Below are 14,756 nucleotides of genomic sequence, written 5' to 3' on the forward strand. Positions count from 1 at the left end.
TAGGCTTTCACAAATGCGGCGTCAATCGAGTGCAAACAACGCATCAATATCCAGACAGTTTTCAAGGCCGTCAGCCAGCTCATCAAGTGCCGTTTCAATGCCAGCACGATAATTCTCGACTGAACTGCTCACGCCGAGCGTTGCAAGAAATTGCCGACGGAACTCATCCGCACCAAAAAAACCGTGCAGGTAAGTCCCCATTACCCGACCGTTCGCCGAGACTGCCCCGTCATCGTGATCGCCGATCCGCGCGAATGGGCGGATAGCATCGGGACCATTTGTCCGCCCTATATGAATCTCGTAGCCATCAAGTGCTGCATCATAAAGTTGCGAGTGAGCCTCAACATTGCGCAAGACTTTTTCTGGTTCCATCATAGTGTTGACGTCCAGCAACCCCAACCCGTCGATGTCGCGCACCTGACCCTCGATACCCTCCGGGTCACTGATCCGGTTGCCGAGCATCTGAAACCCACCACAAATACCAAGCACATGCCCGCCGCGCCGCACATGGAGCTGCAAATCACGCTCCCATCCGTTTTCGCGAAATGCAATCAGATCGGCAATCGTTGATTTCGTGCCCGGTAAAACCACAAGCCCTGCGTCATGCGGCAAAGGCTGTCCCGGCGGAACCATGACAACCTCAACCTGGTTTTCTGCCTTCAGCGGATCAAAATCGTCGAAATTCGCAATACGCGGCAACAGGGGGACTGCTACTTTCAACGCCTTGGCATCGCCGCGCGTGGCTCGTTCCAGAACGACCGAATCTTCAGCAGGCAGTCGTGACACGGCTTTCAACCATGGAACAACCCCAAAAGAACGCCAGCCCGTAAAGCGGGTAATCGCTTCCAGACCGTCATCAAACAGCGAAATATCGCCGCGAAACTTGTTAATCATGAAGCCGCGCACCATGGCGCGATCTTCATCCGGCAGAATTGTATGCGTACCGACCAGCGAGGCAATCACCCCGCCGCGATCAATATCACCCACCAAGACGACTGGCACATTTGCACGCGTGGCAAAGCCCATATTGGCGATATCACCGGCGCGCAGATTGATTTCGGCAGGCGACCCCGCACCTTCGATCAACACCAGATCGGCGCCTTCACTGACAATATCAAAGGATTCCATCACCGCAGCCATCAGTTGCGGCTTTAACTGCTGATAATAGCGCCCACGCGCCTCGCCACGCACTTTACCCTGCACAACCACCTGACTGCCCATATCAGTCTGTGGCTTCAGCAGAACCGGGTTCATATGAACCGATGACGGCTCGCCGCAAGCCAGAGCCTGAAGCCATTGCGCGCGCCCAATCTCGCCGCCATCATCGCTGACGGCTGCATTATTCGACATGTTTTGCGGTTTGAACGGCCGGACTTTCAGCCCGCGATTGCGTGCAACGCGACAAAGACCGGCAACAAGCACGCTTTTGCCGACATCCGAACCCGTTCCCTGAAACATGATTGCGCGTGTCATGCGAGCTTGCCTATCCCAACTTCATGCGACTGGCAATCGCCAGCGGTTGCGGCAACCTTATATGCAAAAATGCGCATCAGTTTATTACAAAAGTGAGCAACATTATTCCAATGGAGCGTTGGCAGCCACGCGCCATTGTGATCTAGTCGCCTCAGGAGGGTGCGGTGCTCATAGGGAGGAAACCATGGATACTGCCGACCAGAACCAGTTTGAACTCAATGAAGATCAACTCGCCATTCAAGATATGGCGCGCGGCTTCGCATCGGATTTTGTTGCGCCTCATGCACTGCGATGGGATCGCGACAAACATTTCCCGATTGACGTTATAAAGGAAACCGGACCGCTTGGCATGGGTGGCATTTATGTTCGCGAAGACGTAGGTGGATCGGCACTTAAACGCTCTGATGCGGTCCTTATTTTCGAGGCGCTTGCCGAGGCTTGCCCAGCTTTTTCAGCGTTTATTTCCATCCATAATATGGCAGCATGGATGATCGATACGTTTGGCAATGAAAGCCAGCGTCAGACATTTTTGCCTAAACTTACGTCGATGGAATGGCTTGCGAGCTATTGCCTGACTGAACCCGGTTCAGGCTCCGATGCAGCCGCACTTCGCACCCGCGCAGAGCGGGATGGCGATCACTATGTACTTAACGGCACCAAGCAGTTTATTTCCGGTGCGGGAGCTACCGATCTTTATGTAACTATGGTGCGTACCGGCGAGGACGGTCCGAAAGGAATTTCTACCATCGTTGTGCCGAAAGATGCGCCCGGCCTGTCGTTTGGCGCCAATGAGCACAAGATGGGTTGGAATATGCAGCCCACCCGCACAGTGATTTTCGACAATTGCCGCGTGCCTGTCGCCAACCGTCTGGGTGACGAAGGTACGGGCTTCCGAATCGCCATGGCCGGCCTTGATGGTGGACGACTAAACATCGCCGCCTGCTCGCTCGGTGGTGCACAATCTGCGCTCAATAAAGCATTGGAATATACCGGGCAGCGCAAGGCTTTCGGCCAGACAATTGACCGGTTTCAGGCGTTGCAGTTCCGCCTTGCTGATATGGAGACCGAGCTCTCAGCAGCAAGACAGCTTCTTTACACTGCTGCGAGCAAGCTTGACCGCAAAATGCATGATGCTGGCAAATGGTCAGCGATGGCCAAACGCTTTGTGACCGACACAGGCTTTAACGTCACCAATGACGCGCTGCAGCTTCTGGGTGGCTATGGCTATCTTCATGATTACGGCATCGAGAAACTTGTCCGTGATCTGCGCGTTCATCAGATTCTCGAAGGCACCAACGAGATCATGCGCGTGATCATTGCTCGCCAGCTGATCGGACGCTGATACAAATATTGAATGGGAGGAAATCATGGCCACTATCGCGTTTATCGGCCTCGGTAATATGGGCGGCCCAATGGCCACCAATCTGGTGAAAGCCGGACACAAGGTCATAGGCTTTGATCTGCTGCCTGCTCATCTTGAAGAAGCTAAAGCCAACGGCCTTCAGATCGCGGCAAATGCTGCAGAAGCGGTCAGCGATGTAGACGCGGTTATAACCATGTTGCCTGCTGGTAAACATGTTCTTTCTGTTTATGAAGACATTGCCCCTAAGGCTCGTAAAGACTCACTCTTCATCGATAGCTCGACGATTGACGTTGATTCGGCGCGCAAAGCTCACGAAATCGCAGCCCGCCATGGCCACCTCTCCATTGATGCACCGGTTTCGGGCGGCACAGGTGGCGCCGCAGCAGGTACCCTCACCTTTATGGCGGGCGGCAGCGATAATGCCTTTACAAAGGCTGAGCCGCTTCTTCAGCCGATGGCTGGTAAGATCGTGCATTGCGGCGGCGATGGCGCAGGTCAGGCTGCAAAAATTTGCAACAACATGATTCTCGGCATTTCGATGATCGGCGTCAGCGAGGCCTTTGTGTTAGCTGAAAAATTAGGCCTCTCGCATCAGGCACTGTTTGATGTGGCATCCACCTCATCGGGGCAATGCTGGTCGCTGACGACCTATTGCCCGGTGCCCGGACCAGTACCAACATCGCCTGCCAACCGGGATTATAAGCCCGGATTTGCAGCAGCTCTGATGCTCAAAGACCTCAAGCTTTCGCAGGAGGCGGCAAAAAGCTCGGGTGCTGCAACGCCGTTGGGCGCTCATGCAGAAGCACTTTACAGCCGCTTCGATAATGAAGGGCATGGCGGAGACGACTTTTCGGGCATAATAAATTTCTTGCGCTCAACCAAAGCAGGCAATTGAGAAATTCTTCGCCAAAGCAGCGAAAAACTTGCTTTGTTTAGATTTGCTTAAGTATCTGATAACTGTCCGGTAACGATGTTGCGCTAAAAAGGAGCCAGAGACGGTGCAAACCTTCTCGACGCTCCGGATCTGGTACTGCGTACCGGAGCTTCAGTCTCTCCCGCCTGTGTATTGTTTGGCGGGAACGCCATGCGTTTTTGGCAAAACCGTGCACCTTCAGAGGCAGCGCGGTTTTTGCCATTGTTCATTTCATAAATTATGCGTGATTTTTATATTAGATCTGGTCCCAAAGATTGAATTCTGGCCATAATCCTGTGAAAGCTAACCGCTGCTTGGTACGCAGATAAAGCGTAATTTTTTCTGGGATCTATAGATTTTGAGTGCAACACGACCAATAACGGCACTTCCAGCCGAAAAAAACACGTTCGGTTTACCGGCGGCGGTGCTTTTTGTCCTTTGTTATTTCGCCTTCCAGGCAATATTGGTCACGTTTGTATCAAACGGTGCAGGTCTCGACGATGCGGAACAGCTCGCCAATATCGGCTATCTTGATTGGGGTTACGGCGGCTCTCAGCCACCGCTTTACACCTGGATAACAAATATTACGGCGTCGGTGCTAGGCACTTCTATGCTGACGTTGCAGATCGTCAAGTTCGGTGTACTCGCAAGCCTTTTTCTAAGTGTATTCGCCGCAATGCGGCTGCTCGGGTTTTCACGTATCGTTGCCTCGACGTCAATGCTTGGACTTTTTCTCATTCCGCAGATTGGATGGGAATCGCAGCGCGCACTCACACACTCTGTTGCAGGCACAGCGGGCTGTGGTTGGGCCTTTTTGGCTCTTGCCTGGCACATGCGCGCCCGTCATGTGGGTTCGGCGGCCGTACTTGGCATTACTATGGCTGCAGCGATTCTGGGCAAATTCAATGCCTCGCTTTTCATAATAATGCTGATTGTCACCGCTCTTTCAGTCCCCGAATATAGAAAAATTCTCCTTTCAAAGCTCTCTATCGTCACAATCATTGCCTTTGGCGCAGCTTTCGCCCCCACGGGCATGTGGATGCTCGCGCACAAATCGAGCGTCATTGCTCGCTCTGGCAAACTCCAGATAGGCGCTTCGGGAAATCTCTTTATTGACCGCCTCAACGGTGTCGGCAGCTTTATTGAAGCAGCCTTTCTATTTTCGATTGTAGCACTCGCGGTTGCGGGCATTATTGCGCTTATCCACTCGAAAGCGCGGACATTGCCAAATAAACCATTCACTTCAGGCGAGATTTTTATGCGTCGCCTGCTTATCATCGGAATGGGAATTGTTTTTGCCGGTGTCGTGCTGGCCGGTGTCAGCAATATCAAAGACCGCTGGTTGCAGCCGGTTCTTTTCCTTCTACCTGCAGCCACCGCTGCCTGGTTTGCACATTATCGAGCCGGAACACGAGCGCTGATAGATTTCGCGACTGTAAGTATCGTTGCGGCTCTAATTGTGCCACCTGTCCTTGCCTATTATCTCACATATGGCTCAAGCACGCCGCCCTATGGCCAGCTGGAATATCAGCGTCTTTACGATGAAGTGAGGCAGCAGGGCGAATTTAAAACGATCTTGACGGACAACGCACAGATCCCCGGAAACTTCCGTCTCTTCGACCCGTCTCTCCAGATTATTCATCCTGAAACACCGTTTGGTGCGGCCAATGCAGTGAGGCCTACGCTGGTTATGTGGTTCGGAGATGCAGTTCCAAATGAGCGTGTATCGGCGCTTATAAACGAGGCACAGATTCATATTCCTGAAACGGGCATCACAACGACCAAGATCGCCTACAGAACCCGTCCAGACATGAACATCACTGTGAGTTACTTCCTGCAGAAATAAAAAAGGTCCGGGTTAATTACCCGGACCTTTTCATTTTATTCTACTGTTTCCTGCACCGCATGTGCGGTGCCTTTGACGTCGCGCCCGACGCCGCGGACTGTATTTGCGCAAGACGCCAGCGTGAAAGCACACAGAACGATGGCAACGGGGACAATGCGGGATAGCTTCATAACAGTCTCTCCATTGAGATGCTCAATTCAACCAAATATGCCTCCCAAACTACCTGACGCGCGCTGCCCGGTATTCTGGCGGTGAAGCCGTTACTCGGCTGTCACATATAAAATCTAGCGCAGCTTTTTTCGCTGGCAAGAGAGGTATTTAGTAAACTGCTAAAGTTTCATTGCACGGCTCAACCTGCGCGAAATGTATCGAAGCGACCGCTGCGGCGATAGCTTTCAAAAACATTGCGTAAATGTTCAGCGACCACCTGAATGTGCTGGCGCGCGTCCGGTTTAATGATCATTCCGAGCTGATAACGTCCAAGCTGCGGCAGATTATGTTCAGGTCCGAGCGCTACAATTCCCTCTCCCAGCAATGTTTTACCGAAAGGTGCAATAGCGAGATCAGCCTGTATGGCAGCGCGCTGCCCTGTAGAATGAGAACTCATATAGGCGATACGATAAGACCGGCCTGACTTCTCCAACGCTTCCAGCGCATTTCCACGCCATGCACAGCCCTCTTCCCATATGGAGAGCGGAAGTGGATCACGACGATAGGCCGTACCACATTTTGCGCCTGCCCAGACAAGCTCCTCATCAAGCAACACTTCAACGTCACCTCTGCCCGGCACTGTGTGCGAGAGATTGACCAGCGTGACATCAAGACGGCGTTCATCCAGCCGCTTGCGCAGATTGGTGCTTTGATCAATGACGACATCGACAGTGACGCCCGGATGGGTCTCAGCAAATCGCTTCAAAACCAGAGGCAGAACGCATTCGCCAATATCGTCAGGCGACCCTAAGCGAACAACGCCTGTAACCGTCGGAGCAACAAATTTGGCCACGGCCTCGCGATTGAGCGCAAGCAGTCGCCGCGCGTAGCCAAGCAATATCTCACCATCACTCGTCAGCGTAACCGAACGCGCATCGCGCTCAAAAACGGCAACCCCGAGCTGCTCTTCAAGTTTCTTGATCTGCATCGAAACAGCCGAGGGCGTCCGAAAAACCACATTTGCCGCTGCCGAAAAACTGCCTGTATCGGCAATGGACGCGAATGTGCGCAACACATCAATATCGAGCATTGGCAGAGGATGTTGAACCGGCGCTGTCATGTTGAACTCCGCGATTTCCGTTAGTTCAATTTTTCTGATCTTATACCTTTCTATATTTCGTTTGATTGAACGTCAAGATGGTCGCAAGCTCTCATCATCGAGATCAGAACATCTCCACCCAACCACTTGGTCTCACTTTTTGTCAGGAGAACGAAAATGAGCATTCAATGTGAAGCACTGCAAAACGAATCTGGTTCGCGCCCATCTGTCATCCCAAGCTGGCTGCAAGCGAACATTGCATCGGTCGTCGCTTTCTATGCCGAATGGGCTTATCAGCGGCGCGTAAAGAAAAGCCGCAGGGTGCTGGAGTCGTTACCGGAACACATTCTACACGATATCGGCTGGCCTTGCGTGGATGATCGCCTTCCCACTTCCACACGCATCAGCCGAAAGAAGTAAATAACATCGTCAGTTGAGGGCAGGATATTCCTTGCCCTCAATTAAACGACATATAGATGCCAATTTACGGCAGGCATTTAGCCGCACTATGCAATCTGAAAGTTCTATGTCTCAATATGTCTGTCCTGTTTGCGTCATAGCCTACCCCCTATAAATCCGGGCTGGAGCAACAGGATGGCCGGTCAGAAAGCGACCGGATGACAGGGTCTGACAAAGCCCCGGTGTCATGACGGAGGCACAAAGCCGGAAACTGCGTCGGGAACCGCGGTTCGGGCTTTCGAGAATGGGAACGATCAGGCTATGAATCAAGCTTCATCGGTTAAGCGGTCTATTGTTTTTTTTCTGGTCCCTGACTTCTCGATGATCGCATTTGCGACAGCAATTGAACCGCTGCGCATTGCCAATCGAATGCTGGGCTATGAAGCCTATCGCTGGCGGTTGACATCCACCGACGGCAAACCGGTAACAGCGTCGAACGGCGTGGAATGCGCTGTCAATGCTTCGCTGGAGGACGAGCGACGCTTCCTTCAGCGCGAACAGCGCCCTTCCATGGTGTTTGTTTGCTCGGGCGTTTATGTCGAAGAATTTCGCAACAAGTCAGTCTTTGCCTGGCTACGCGAAGAATATAACCGCGGCGTCGCGGTTGGCGGCCTTTGCACGGGCGCGCATATTCTGGCGGCTGCCGGCCTTCTCTCTGGTAAACGTTGCGCCATTCACTGGGAAAACCTGCCCGGCTTCTCCGAAGCTTTTCCAAAAGCGGAAGTCTATGCCGATCTCTTCGAAGTCGATGGCAATATCTATACCTGTGCAGGCGGAACCGCCTCACTCGATATGATGCTAAAGCTCATCGGTGATGACTTCGACGATAATCTGGTCAACCGCATTTGCGAACAGGCTCTCACGGACCGCGTGCGCAATCCGCATGATCGCCAGCGTCTGCCGCTTCGCGCTCGTCTTGGTATCCAGAACTCGAAGATTCTGACGATCATCGAAATGATGGAAGCCAATCTTTCAGAACCCGAAGCGCTTATCGATGTGGCGCATAATATCGGGCTTTCGCGTCGCCAGGTCGAACGTCTGTTCCGTCAGGAAATGGGTCGCTCACCAGCGCGTTATTATCTCGAAATTCGTCTCGACCGGGCCCGGCATCTGCTGCTGCAATCATCCATGCCGGTTGTTGAAGTTGCCGTTGCCTGTGGCTTTGTTTCCGCGTCGCATTTTTCCAAGTGCTACCGCGAACTTTACGGGCGTTCGCCGCAGCAGGAACGGGCTGACCGCAAAATGCTGATAGCAGCCTGATCGGAGAAACAAGCATAAAAGCCGCATTATTCACAATGCGGCTTTTCTTTTTAAATCATAGTGATAGCCCTGCCCTGTGAATCAAATTCTCAACACATTAAGGTTCCGGATTTCCTGTCCGTCAAAACGATCAAACAGCCATTGAGCTTCGGTCGCCTCACGCCGTGATTATGTCGTAGAATGACAATTGTAAGCTCCTGCCAATCACTATGTTTCTATCAAATGAAAAATGGGATCGCATAAAATGGCAGAGTTTCCTAAGAAAGCGAAAGTAGTCATTGTCGGGCTGGGCGGCATCGTTGGCGCATCCGTCGTCCATCACCTGATCGAGCGTGGCTGGGACGATATTGTTGGCATTGATAAGTCAGGCATCCCCACCGATATCGGCTCCACCGCACACGCATCTGATTTCTGCTATGCAACCAGCCATGATTTTCTGTCGTGCTGGACAACGCTCTACTCCATCGATTTCTATGAGAAGATGGGCCATTACGCTCGCGTCGGCGGTATCGAAGTTGCTCGCGTCGGCGACGATTCCCGCATGGAAGAACTGAAACGCAAAGTCGCATCCGGCAAAGCCTTCGGCACACGCGCCCGCCTGATGGAGCCTGCGGAAGTCAAAGAAAAATTCCCGCTAATCGAAGAAAGCCTCGTTCAGGGCGGCTTGTGGGACCCGGATGCAGGTCTCGTTATTCCGCGTTCGCAGACGGTTGCGGGCAAGCTGATTGACCAAGCCGAAGCAGCTGGCAAGCTTCAGAGCTTCGCCAATACCCCCGCACAGTCGCTTGTTGTTGAAAATGGGCGCATCAAGGGCGTTGTCACCCATCGCGGTACGATCGAAGCGGATTATGTTGTGATCTGTGCCGGTCTCTGGGGCCGTCTGATTGCCGAGATGGTTGGCGAAGACCTGCCAGTCATGCCGATTGACCATCCGCTCACTTTCTTCGGTCCCTATAATGAATTTGCAGGAACCGGTAAGGAAATCGGCTGGCCGCTCATGCGCGATCAGGGCAACTCAGCCTATATGCGCGACACCGGCGACCCGAAGACGGCCGAAGGCGGTCAGATCGAATGGGGCTATTACGAAGAAACCAATCCGCGCCTCTGCCATCCGCGTGATTTGCTCGAAAAGCATGAAGCACGCCTGTCGCCATCACAGCGCGATCTCGACATGGAACAGGTACTCGAACCGCTTGAACGCGCCATCGAACTGACCCCGATCCTCGGCGAACTGGGCTACAATGAAAGCCATTCCTTCAATGGTTTCCTTCAGGTCACGACTGATGGCGGTCCTTCAATGGGTGAAAGCCAGAAGGTGCGCGGCCTCTGGTATGCAGTTGCGATTTGGGTCAAAGACGGCCCCGGCATGGGCAAGCTCATTGCTGACTGGATGACAGATGGCCGTACAGCAATCGATCACCACGCTATCGACTATTCACGCTTCTATCCGCATCAGATGACCGAGCAGTTCATATGGGATCGCTGCACCGAAACGGCGATGAAGGTCTATAATCCAGCAGTGCATCCGCGCGAACCATTTTCCAAAGGCCGCAATATTCGTCGCTCACCTTTCTATGAGCGTGAAAAGGAACTTGGCGGCCACTTCATGGAGCTGGGCGGCTGGGAGCGCGCGCACGGCTATGCGGCCAATGAGCATCTGCTTGAAAAATATGGCGACCGCATTCCGGTCCGTGAGAACGAGTGGGATAATCGCCATTTCTGGCGCGTTTCCAACGCTGAGCATCTCGCACTGAGTGAAGATTGCGGCATTATCAATCTGTCGCATTTTGCCATGTACGACATCGAAGGCCCGGATCATGTCGAGCTGATGGAATGGTTATGCGCTGCCAAGATCGGCGGCGATGCCAATATCGGCAAAGGCATCTATACGCATTTTCTCGATGATGAAGGCATGGTGCGCGCCGATTTCACGGCCATCCGCATGGCAGACCGCATCCGCATGATCAACGGCGCGGATGCCGGTCCGCGCGATTTCCATTATATGCGCCGTGTGGCTGAAGATAAGGGCTTTGATGTCACTATTACCGATGTGACTGAGAAATATGTCACCATCGGTATCTGGGGACCGAATGCACGCGACAATCTCAAAAAGGTTGTCGAGAACCCGGAGGGTCTTGACCTCGAGAACTTCGCGTTTGCCGCCATCAAGCCAATCTGTATTGCAGGCAAGGACGTAACAGCGTTCCGTATTTCCTATGTCGGCGAACAGGGCTGGGAATTGCACATGCGCTATGAAGACGGCCTCGCTGTCTGGGATGCGCTGCGATCAACCGGGGCAATTGCCGTCGGTGTTGAGACCTATGCGAATACACGCCGCATGGAGAAAAGCCTACGCCTTCAGAATGCAGATCTGCTCACTGAATACAATCTGCTTGAAGCTGATCTGGCTCGCCCGAAGGTCAAGGAAGCAGACTTCCGTGGCAAGGCAAAGCATCTTGAGTACAAGGCTCGCGAGCATCAGCCAGCCATGCTTTGCACGCTGGTTATGAGCGAGAATGTCGACTCCAAAGGCGTCAAACGCTACCCGGTCGGCATTCTGCCGGTGCTCGACCCTGAAACGGGTGCAACATTGGTTGATGAACTCGGACGTCGCTCGTTCACGTCGTCCATCGCCTACGGCCCAACCATCGGCAAGAATATCGCACTTGCCTATCTGCCTTGGTCCTACTGCCAGGAAGGCCGCAAGCTGAACGTGGAGTATTTCGGAGAGACCTATCCAGTAGAAGTCGTATCGATTGGTTACAAGCCACTCTACGACCCGGAAAATCTCAAGCCCCGCAGTTAAAGAGCAGACCGAAAAGTGCGACGCGGTTCTCGGAACAAGAGGCGCGCAAAAACAAATAGATAGAGAATTCCCAACGGTTCAATGAAGATGGGAGACGCTCTAATCGTAAAGCTCAATAAAAAGCCGGGGTTGTGCCCCGGCTTTCTCAATTCGTGCTAGTCAACTTATTGAATGGTCGCCTTGCCACCCGAAATCGTAATGGTTTCGTCGCCCTTAAGCGCCTCACGATCACCATTCGGGAACGTTACAAAACAACCGCCATTGCAGAAATCGACTGTTTCACCAGGTGCCACCAGCATTTCACGCTTCGAAGCGCCTTCAGTCACCACAATGGTCTGAGCCGAGCTGTCGTTGTTGGCAACAGTTGCAGCATAAAGGCTCGGTACGGAGAACGAAATCGCGAGCATCGCACCGATAGCGACCTTGCCAGCATAATTGACCTGAGTTCTGTTCATATCGTTTCAGCGTTTCCGCTGCTCCCGCTACAAGCCGAGTATACGGCCCCATTGCTCTAAGACAGTTCGCCTGCCTCTTTTCGTAATCATTTATAAGACTTCAAAACTGAACTGCAACTGAACGACATATTCATAATTCGCATTAAAGCGCATCCCAAAAAGTACGAAGCGGTTTTCGGAACAGGATGCACGCAAAAACGAATAGATAGAGAGTTTCCAACGATTCAGTGAAAACTGGAAGTAATTTAAAGCGTTCAGACTTTGTCGTCACGTTCAGGCTTTTCGCCCTTCTCAGACTCAGCAGGCTTTTCCTTCCGCGTCTTTGTAGCGCGTGGGGTATCTTTATTCATAAGCTCGGAAAGCTTTTCGATTTCCGTAACACCAAGAACCAGATCAGTGGAAGACGAAGCCAGCTCGATACCTTCTGCGTGGAAACGTTCAACAATCTGGAATCGCAGCTCATTCTTGATACCGCCTGTCGATGTAATATCTGCAACATGTGCGTAGATATCGAACACCAGCAGAGAATCCGTCATGCTCTGAAACGCTACGAACGGTTCCGGATTTTTTAGAATTGAAGGGTGACTGCGGATGATTTCTAGCAGCAATGTGTGAACGCGACGCGGCTCATCAGTATAGGCTGCCTGCACATTGATATCGATGCGGCCAAGCTTGTTACGAAGTGTCCAGTTACCGACATTGCCGTTGATAAGCGTCGAGTTTGGAACGACAATCGACTGCTTCTGGAAAGTCTCAACTTCGGTTGCACGAACGCTGATCTTTTTTACGATACCGCTAACGGTGCCTGCTTCGACCCAGTCGCCCACTTTGAACGGACGTTCAGCCAGAAGGATAAGGCCCGAAACGAAGTTCTGGACAATGTTCTGCAAGCCAAAACCGATACCAAGTGACAGACCACCAGCAATCAGTGCGAGACTGGACAGATTGAAGCCAGCTGCCGAAACACCAACCAGCGCCGCAAGTACCAGACCAACATAGCCAACCACCGTACGGATCGAATTACGAACGCCGGAATCTACACGACCACGCGCCATGACGCTGTTATCAAGCCAGTTCTGGAACCAGCGCGTCATCAGATAGACAACGACGAAAAGCGCAATACCCGTCAGAATACCCATCAGCGAAATGGAAATATTGCCGATAGGGATGCCCGTCATCAGATTATAGAAAGTGCTTTTCAGCTCCGACCATTGGAAACCAAACTGCATCAGCACGAGCGGTATGCCGACCAGCGCCACCGCAAAATTGATGAGAATGCCGACACCAAGCCCTATTTGGTCAAGTGTCGCTTCATCAAAATGGAAGCGGTCACGCATAACCCGACCAATCGGGCTGGACGCAAAGGCCTGTTCTTCCGAAATTGCACGACCGGTCAAAAACCCGAGATACATCGTAACGAGGAACGCCCCGGTAACAACGATCTGCTGTGCAGCAAAGCGTGCAAGTCCGATAAAGCCAAGACCAGCTGCGATAATCGGCAAAAGACCAAGGACGATCAGGAATATCCTGAACATCTTAGGCCAGGGGCGGACGCCCTCTTCTCCGTCTTTTTCTATTGGCTTCACAAAGGCGACGATGAGGATCAGAACGCCGATCACGACCGTCGAAAGCAAGCTTTTCGCCATCGTCAAAGAGAGCGGCGAGGAAAGAACCTGATTTACTTTGCTGAAAAACGAGTCAAGCCCGTTGATCAAAGCCATGCCTGTGATCAGCCAGACGAGAACCCGACCTGGGCGCGGTGCGACCGGCACCAACCGCCATGCTGGTGTGTATGGGCTTATACAGGCAAACGCCAGCCGGCTGATAAAGAACACAATGCCTAAAACGACGAAGAGCGACTGTAGAAGCCCTGCAATATCAGGTCTTAAAACATTGAAGTAATTGAGAAAGAAATAGGTCGTTGCCAGAAACACACCGACAGCACCCGATGGGATCGCTGTAGACCAGAATGCAACCGACAAACGGCTCAGATAAGAGGGTGTTTCAATCGTCGGGTCACGTTCGTAAAGCGTACCGAGAACGCGGCGTGCGCCGAGCTGGATGATCAGTGCCGCGACAAATGCGAAAAAGGCCGCTGCCAGAAACGAATTCAGCTTGAAGGTGGAGACAAAGCGCCACCATGATTTCACGATGCTCCACAGCGAAACCATCTGATCGCCAGCAGCCGAGGTTACTTCAGATCCGAGCGTAAGATCGAGATTGACGCGCTGAGACAAGGTCTGCGCAAACAGGTCACGGCGCATATTGCCGATTTTCGCCGACATCTGATTGACCGAAAGCGATGCATCTTCCGTCTCGCCGATAACGGCGTTGATCTCGGCCTTTTCAGCAGTCAGTCGTGCGCGTTCATCCGCAACGATTTGCGGTTCTGCCGGTTGATCGCCGGAGGGGGCGGCACCCAACTGCTCCAGACGTGTGTTGATTTCCGTCAGCCTTGGACGAAACGCAACACCCGCATCAAGCAGCTTCTTGGAAAGACCATCAAGCTGTAGCTTGAGATTTGCGAGCGTCTCATCGCTGGTCGAAGATTTTTGCAGCTGATCGTTGATCGATTTGGTCTGCTGCTTGAGATCGTTGATGATCGGCTTTTGTTGCTGCACCACACCAGAAACGGGTGTGCTAGCTGCCGCAGGTTCTGCTGATACCGGTGCAGGAGCTTGAGCAGGCGCCGATTGCTGAGCGAGAGGCTGAGCCTGTTGCGGTTTGTTATCCTGAGCAAACGAATGATCCAGCGCCCCAAGCGACACAGCAAAAGTGGTCATTGCAAATGCAATTGCGCGGAACGTCGGTAAATATGCCAATTTAAGCTCTGCCAGTTTCACGATCACTGTTTCAACATAAAGCGCGTTAAAGCGGAAGCAAGCCCTACAACATTGGGCCGAAAATCGAAATCGGTTTTATGACCAACAGA

Annotated in this window: 11 protein-coding genes; 6 read left to right on the plus strand and 5 right to left on the minus strand. The window is 52.6% G+C overall.

Going from position 1 to position 14,756, the window contains the following annotated elements; translation table 11 throughout:
• Positions 1-21 precede the first annotated feature (21 nt).
• Positions 22-1,473 (minus strand): cobyric acid synthase, encoded by a 1,452-nt coding sequence (locus tag ABWV94_RS10625; RefSeq protein ID WP_353413586.1) that lies wholly within the window; start codon positions 1,471-1,473, stop codon positions 22-24.
• 184 nt (positions 1,474-1,657) lie between these two features.
• On the opposite strand from ABWV94_RS10625, the gene ABWV94_RS10630 reads away from it, so the two are divergent.
• The 3 genes from ABWV94_RS10630 to ABWV94_RS10640 all read left to right on the plus strand — a co-directional run bounded on the left by ABWV94_RS10630 (position 1,658) and on the right by ABWV94_RS10640 (position 5,595).
• Positions 1,658-2,815 (plus strand): isobutyryl-CoA dehydrogenase, encoded by a 1,158-nt coding sequence (locus ABWV94_RS10630; protein WP_113498057.1) that lies wholly within the window; start codon positions 1,658-1,660, stop codon positions 2,813-2,815.
• Positions 2,816-2,840: 25 nt separating this feature from the next.
• Positions 2,841-3,731, plus strand: a complete 891-nt coding sequence (mmsB, locus tag ABWV94_RS10635; protein WP_353413588.1) for a 3-hydroxyisobutyrate dehydrogenase — start codon at positions 2,841-2,843, stop codon at positions 3,729-3,731.
• Positions 3,732-4,212: 481 nt separating this feature from the next.
• Positions 4,213-5,595 carry an ArnT family glycosyltransferase gene (locus ABWV94_RS10640; protein ID WP_235911167.1) on the plus strand — a complete coding sequence of 461 codons (1,383 nt, stop codon included), beginning with the start codon at positions 4,213-4,215 and terminating at the stop codon, positions 5,593-5,595.
• Between the two features lie 35 nt (positions 5,596-5,630).
• Here the strand turns inward: ABWV94_RS10640 and ABWV94_RS10645 are convergent, their stop codons facing one another.
• Positions 5,631-5,765, minus strand: coding sequence for an entericidin A/B family lipoprotein (locus ABWV94_RS10645; protein WP_007875604.1), 135 nt, complete (start codon positions 5,763-5,765; stop codon positions 5,631-5,633).
• Positions 5,766-5,944: 179 nt separating this feature from the next.
• Positions 5,945-6,865 carry a LysR family transcriptional regulator gene (locus ABWV94_RS10650; protein ID WP_007875606.1) on the minus strand — a complete coding sequence of 307 codons (921 nt, stop codon included), beginning with the start codon at positions 6,863-6,865 and terminating at the stop codon, positions 5,945-5,947.
• A 156-nt stretch (positions 6,866-7,021) separates the two neighbouring features.
• On the opposite strand from ABWV94_RS10650, the gene ABWV94_RS10655 reads away from it, so the two are divergent.
• From ABWV94_RS10655 to ABWV94_RS10665, 3 genes are all read left to right on the plus strand, one after another.
• Positions 7,022-7,264: a DUF1127 domain-containing protein gene (locus tag ABWV94_RS10655; RefSeq protein ID WP_064320774.1), complete on the plus strand. Its 243-nt coding sequence runs from the start codon at positions 7,022-7,024 to the stop codon at positions 7,262-7,264.
• 300 nt (positions 7,265-7,564) lie between these two features.
• Complete coding sequence (locus ABWV94_RS10660; protein ID WP_064320775.1) at positions 7,565-8,563, plus strand: GlxA family transcriptional regulator; 999 nt, start codon at positions 7,565-7,567, stop codon at positions 8,561-8,563.
• Between the two features lie 244 nt (positions 8,564-8,807).
• Complete coding sequence (locus ABWV94_RS10665) at positions 8,808-11,369, plus strand: GcvT family protein (RefSeq protein ID WP_113498053.1); 2,562 nt, start codon at positions 8,808-8,810, stop codon at positions 11,367-11,369.
• 164 nt (positions 11,370-11,533) lie between these two features.
• Here the strand turns inward: ABWV94_RS10665 and ABWV94_RS10670 are convergent, their stop codons facing one another.
• The gene (locus ABWV94_RS10670) at positions 11,534-11,824 is read right to left on the minus strand and encodes a hypothetical protein (RefSeq protein WP_007875611.1); all 291 of its coding nucleotides are present in this window, start codon (positions 11,822-11,824) and stop codon (positions 11,534-11,536) included.
• A gap of 254 nt (positions 11,825-12,078) precedes the next feature.
• On the minus strand, positions 12,079-14,646 hold the full coding sequence (locus tag ABWV94_RS10675; protein ID WP_113498131.1) for a mechanosensitive ion channel domain-containing protein: 2,568 nt from the start codon (positions 14,644-14,646) through the stop codon (positions 12,079-12,081).
• Between the last annotated feature and the right edge of the window lie 110 nt (positions 14,647-14,756).

The organism is Brucella sp. NBRC 12953 (assembly GCF_040369775.1).
In the GTDB taxonomy this organism is placed as follows: domain Bacteria; phylum Pseudomonadota; class Alphaproteobacteria; order Rhizobiales; family Rhizobiaceae; genus Brucella; species Brucella pseudogrignonensis.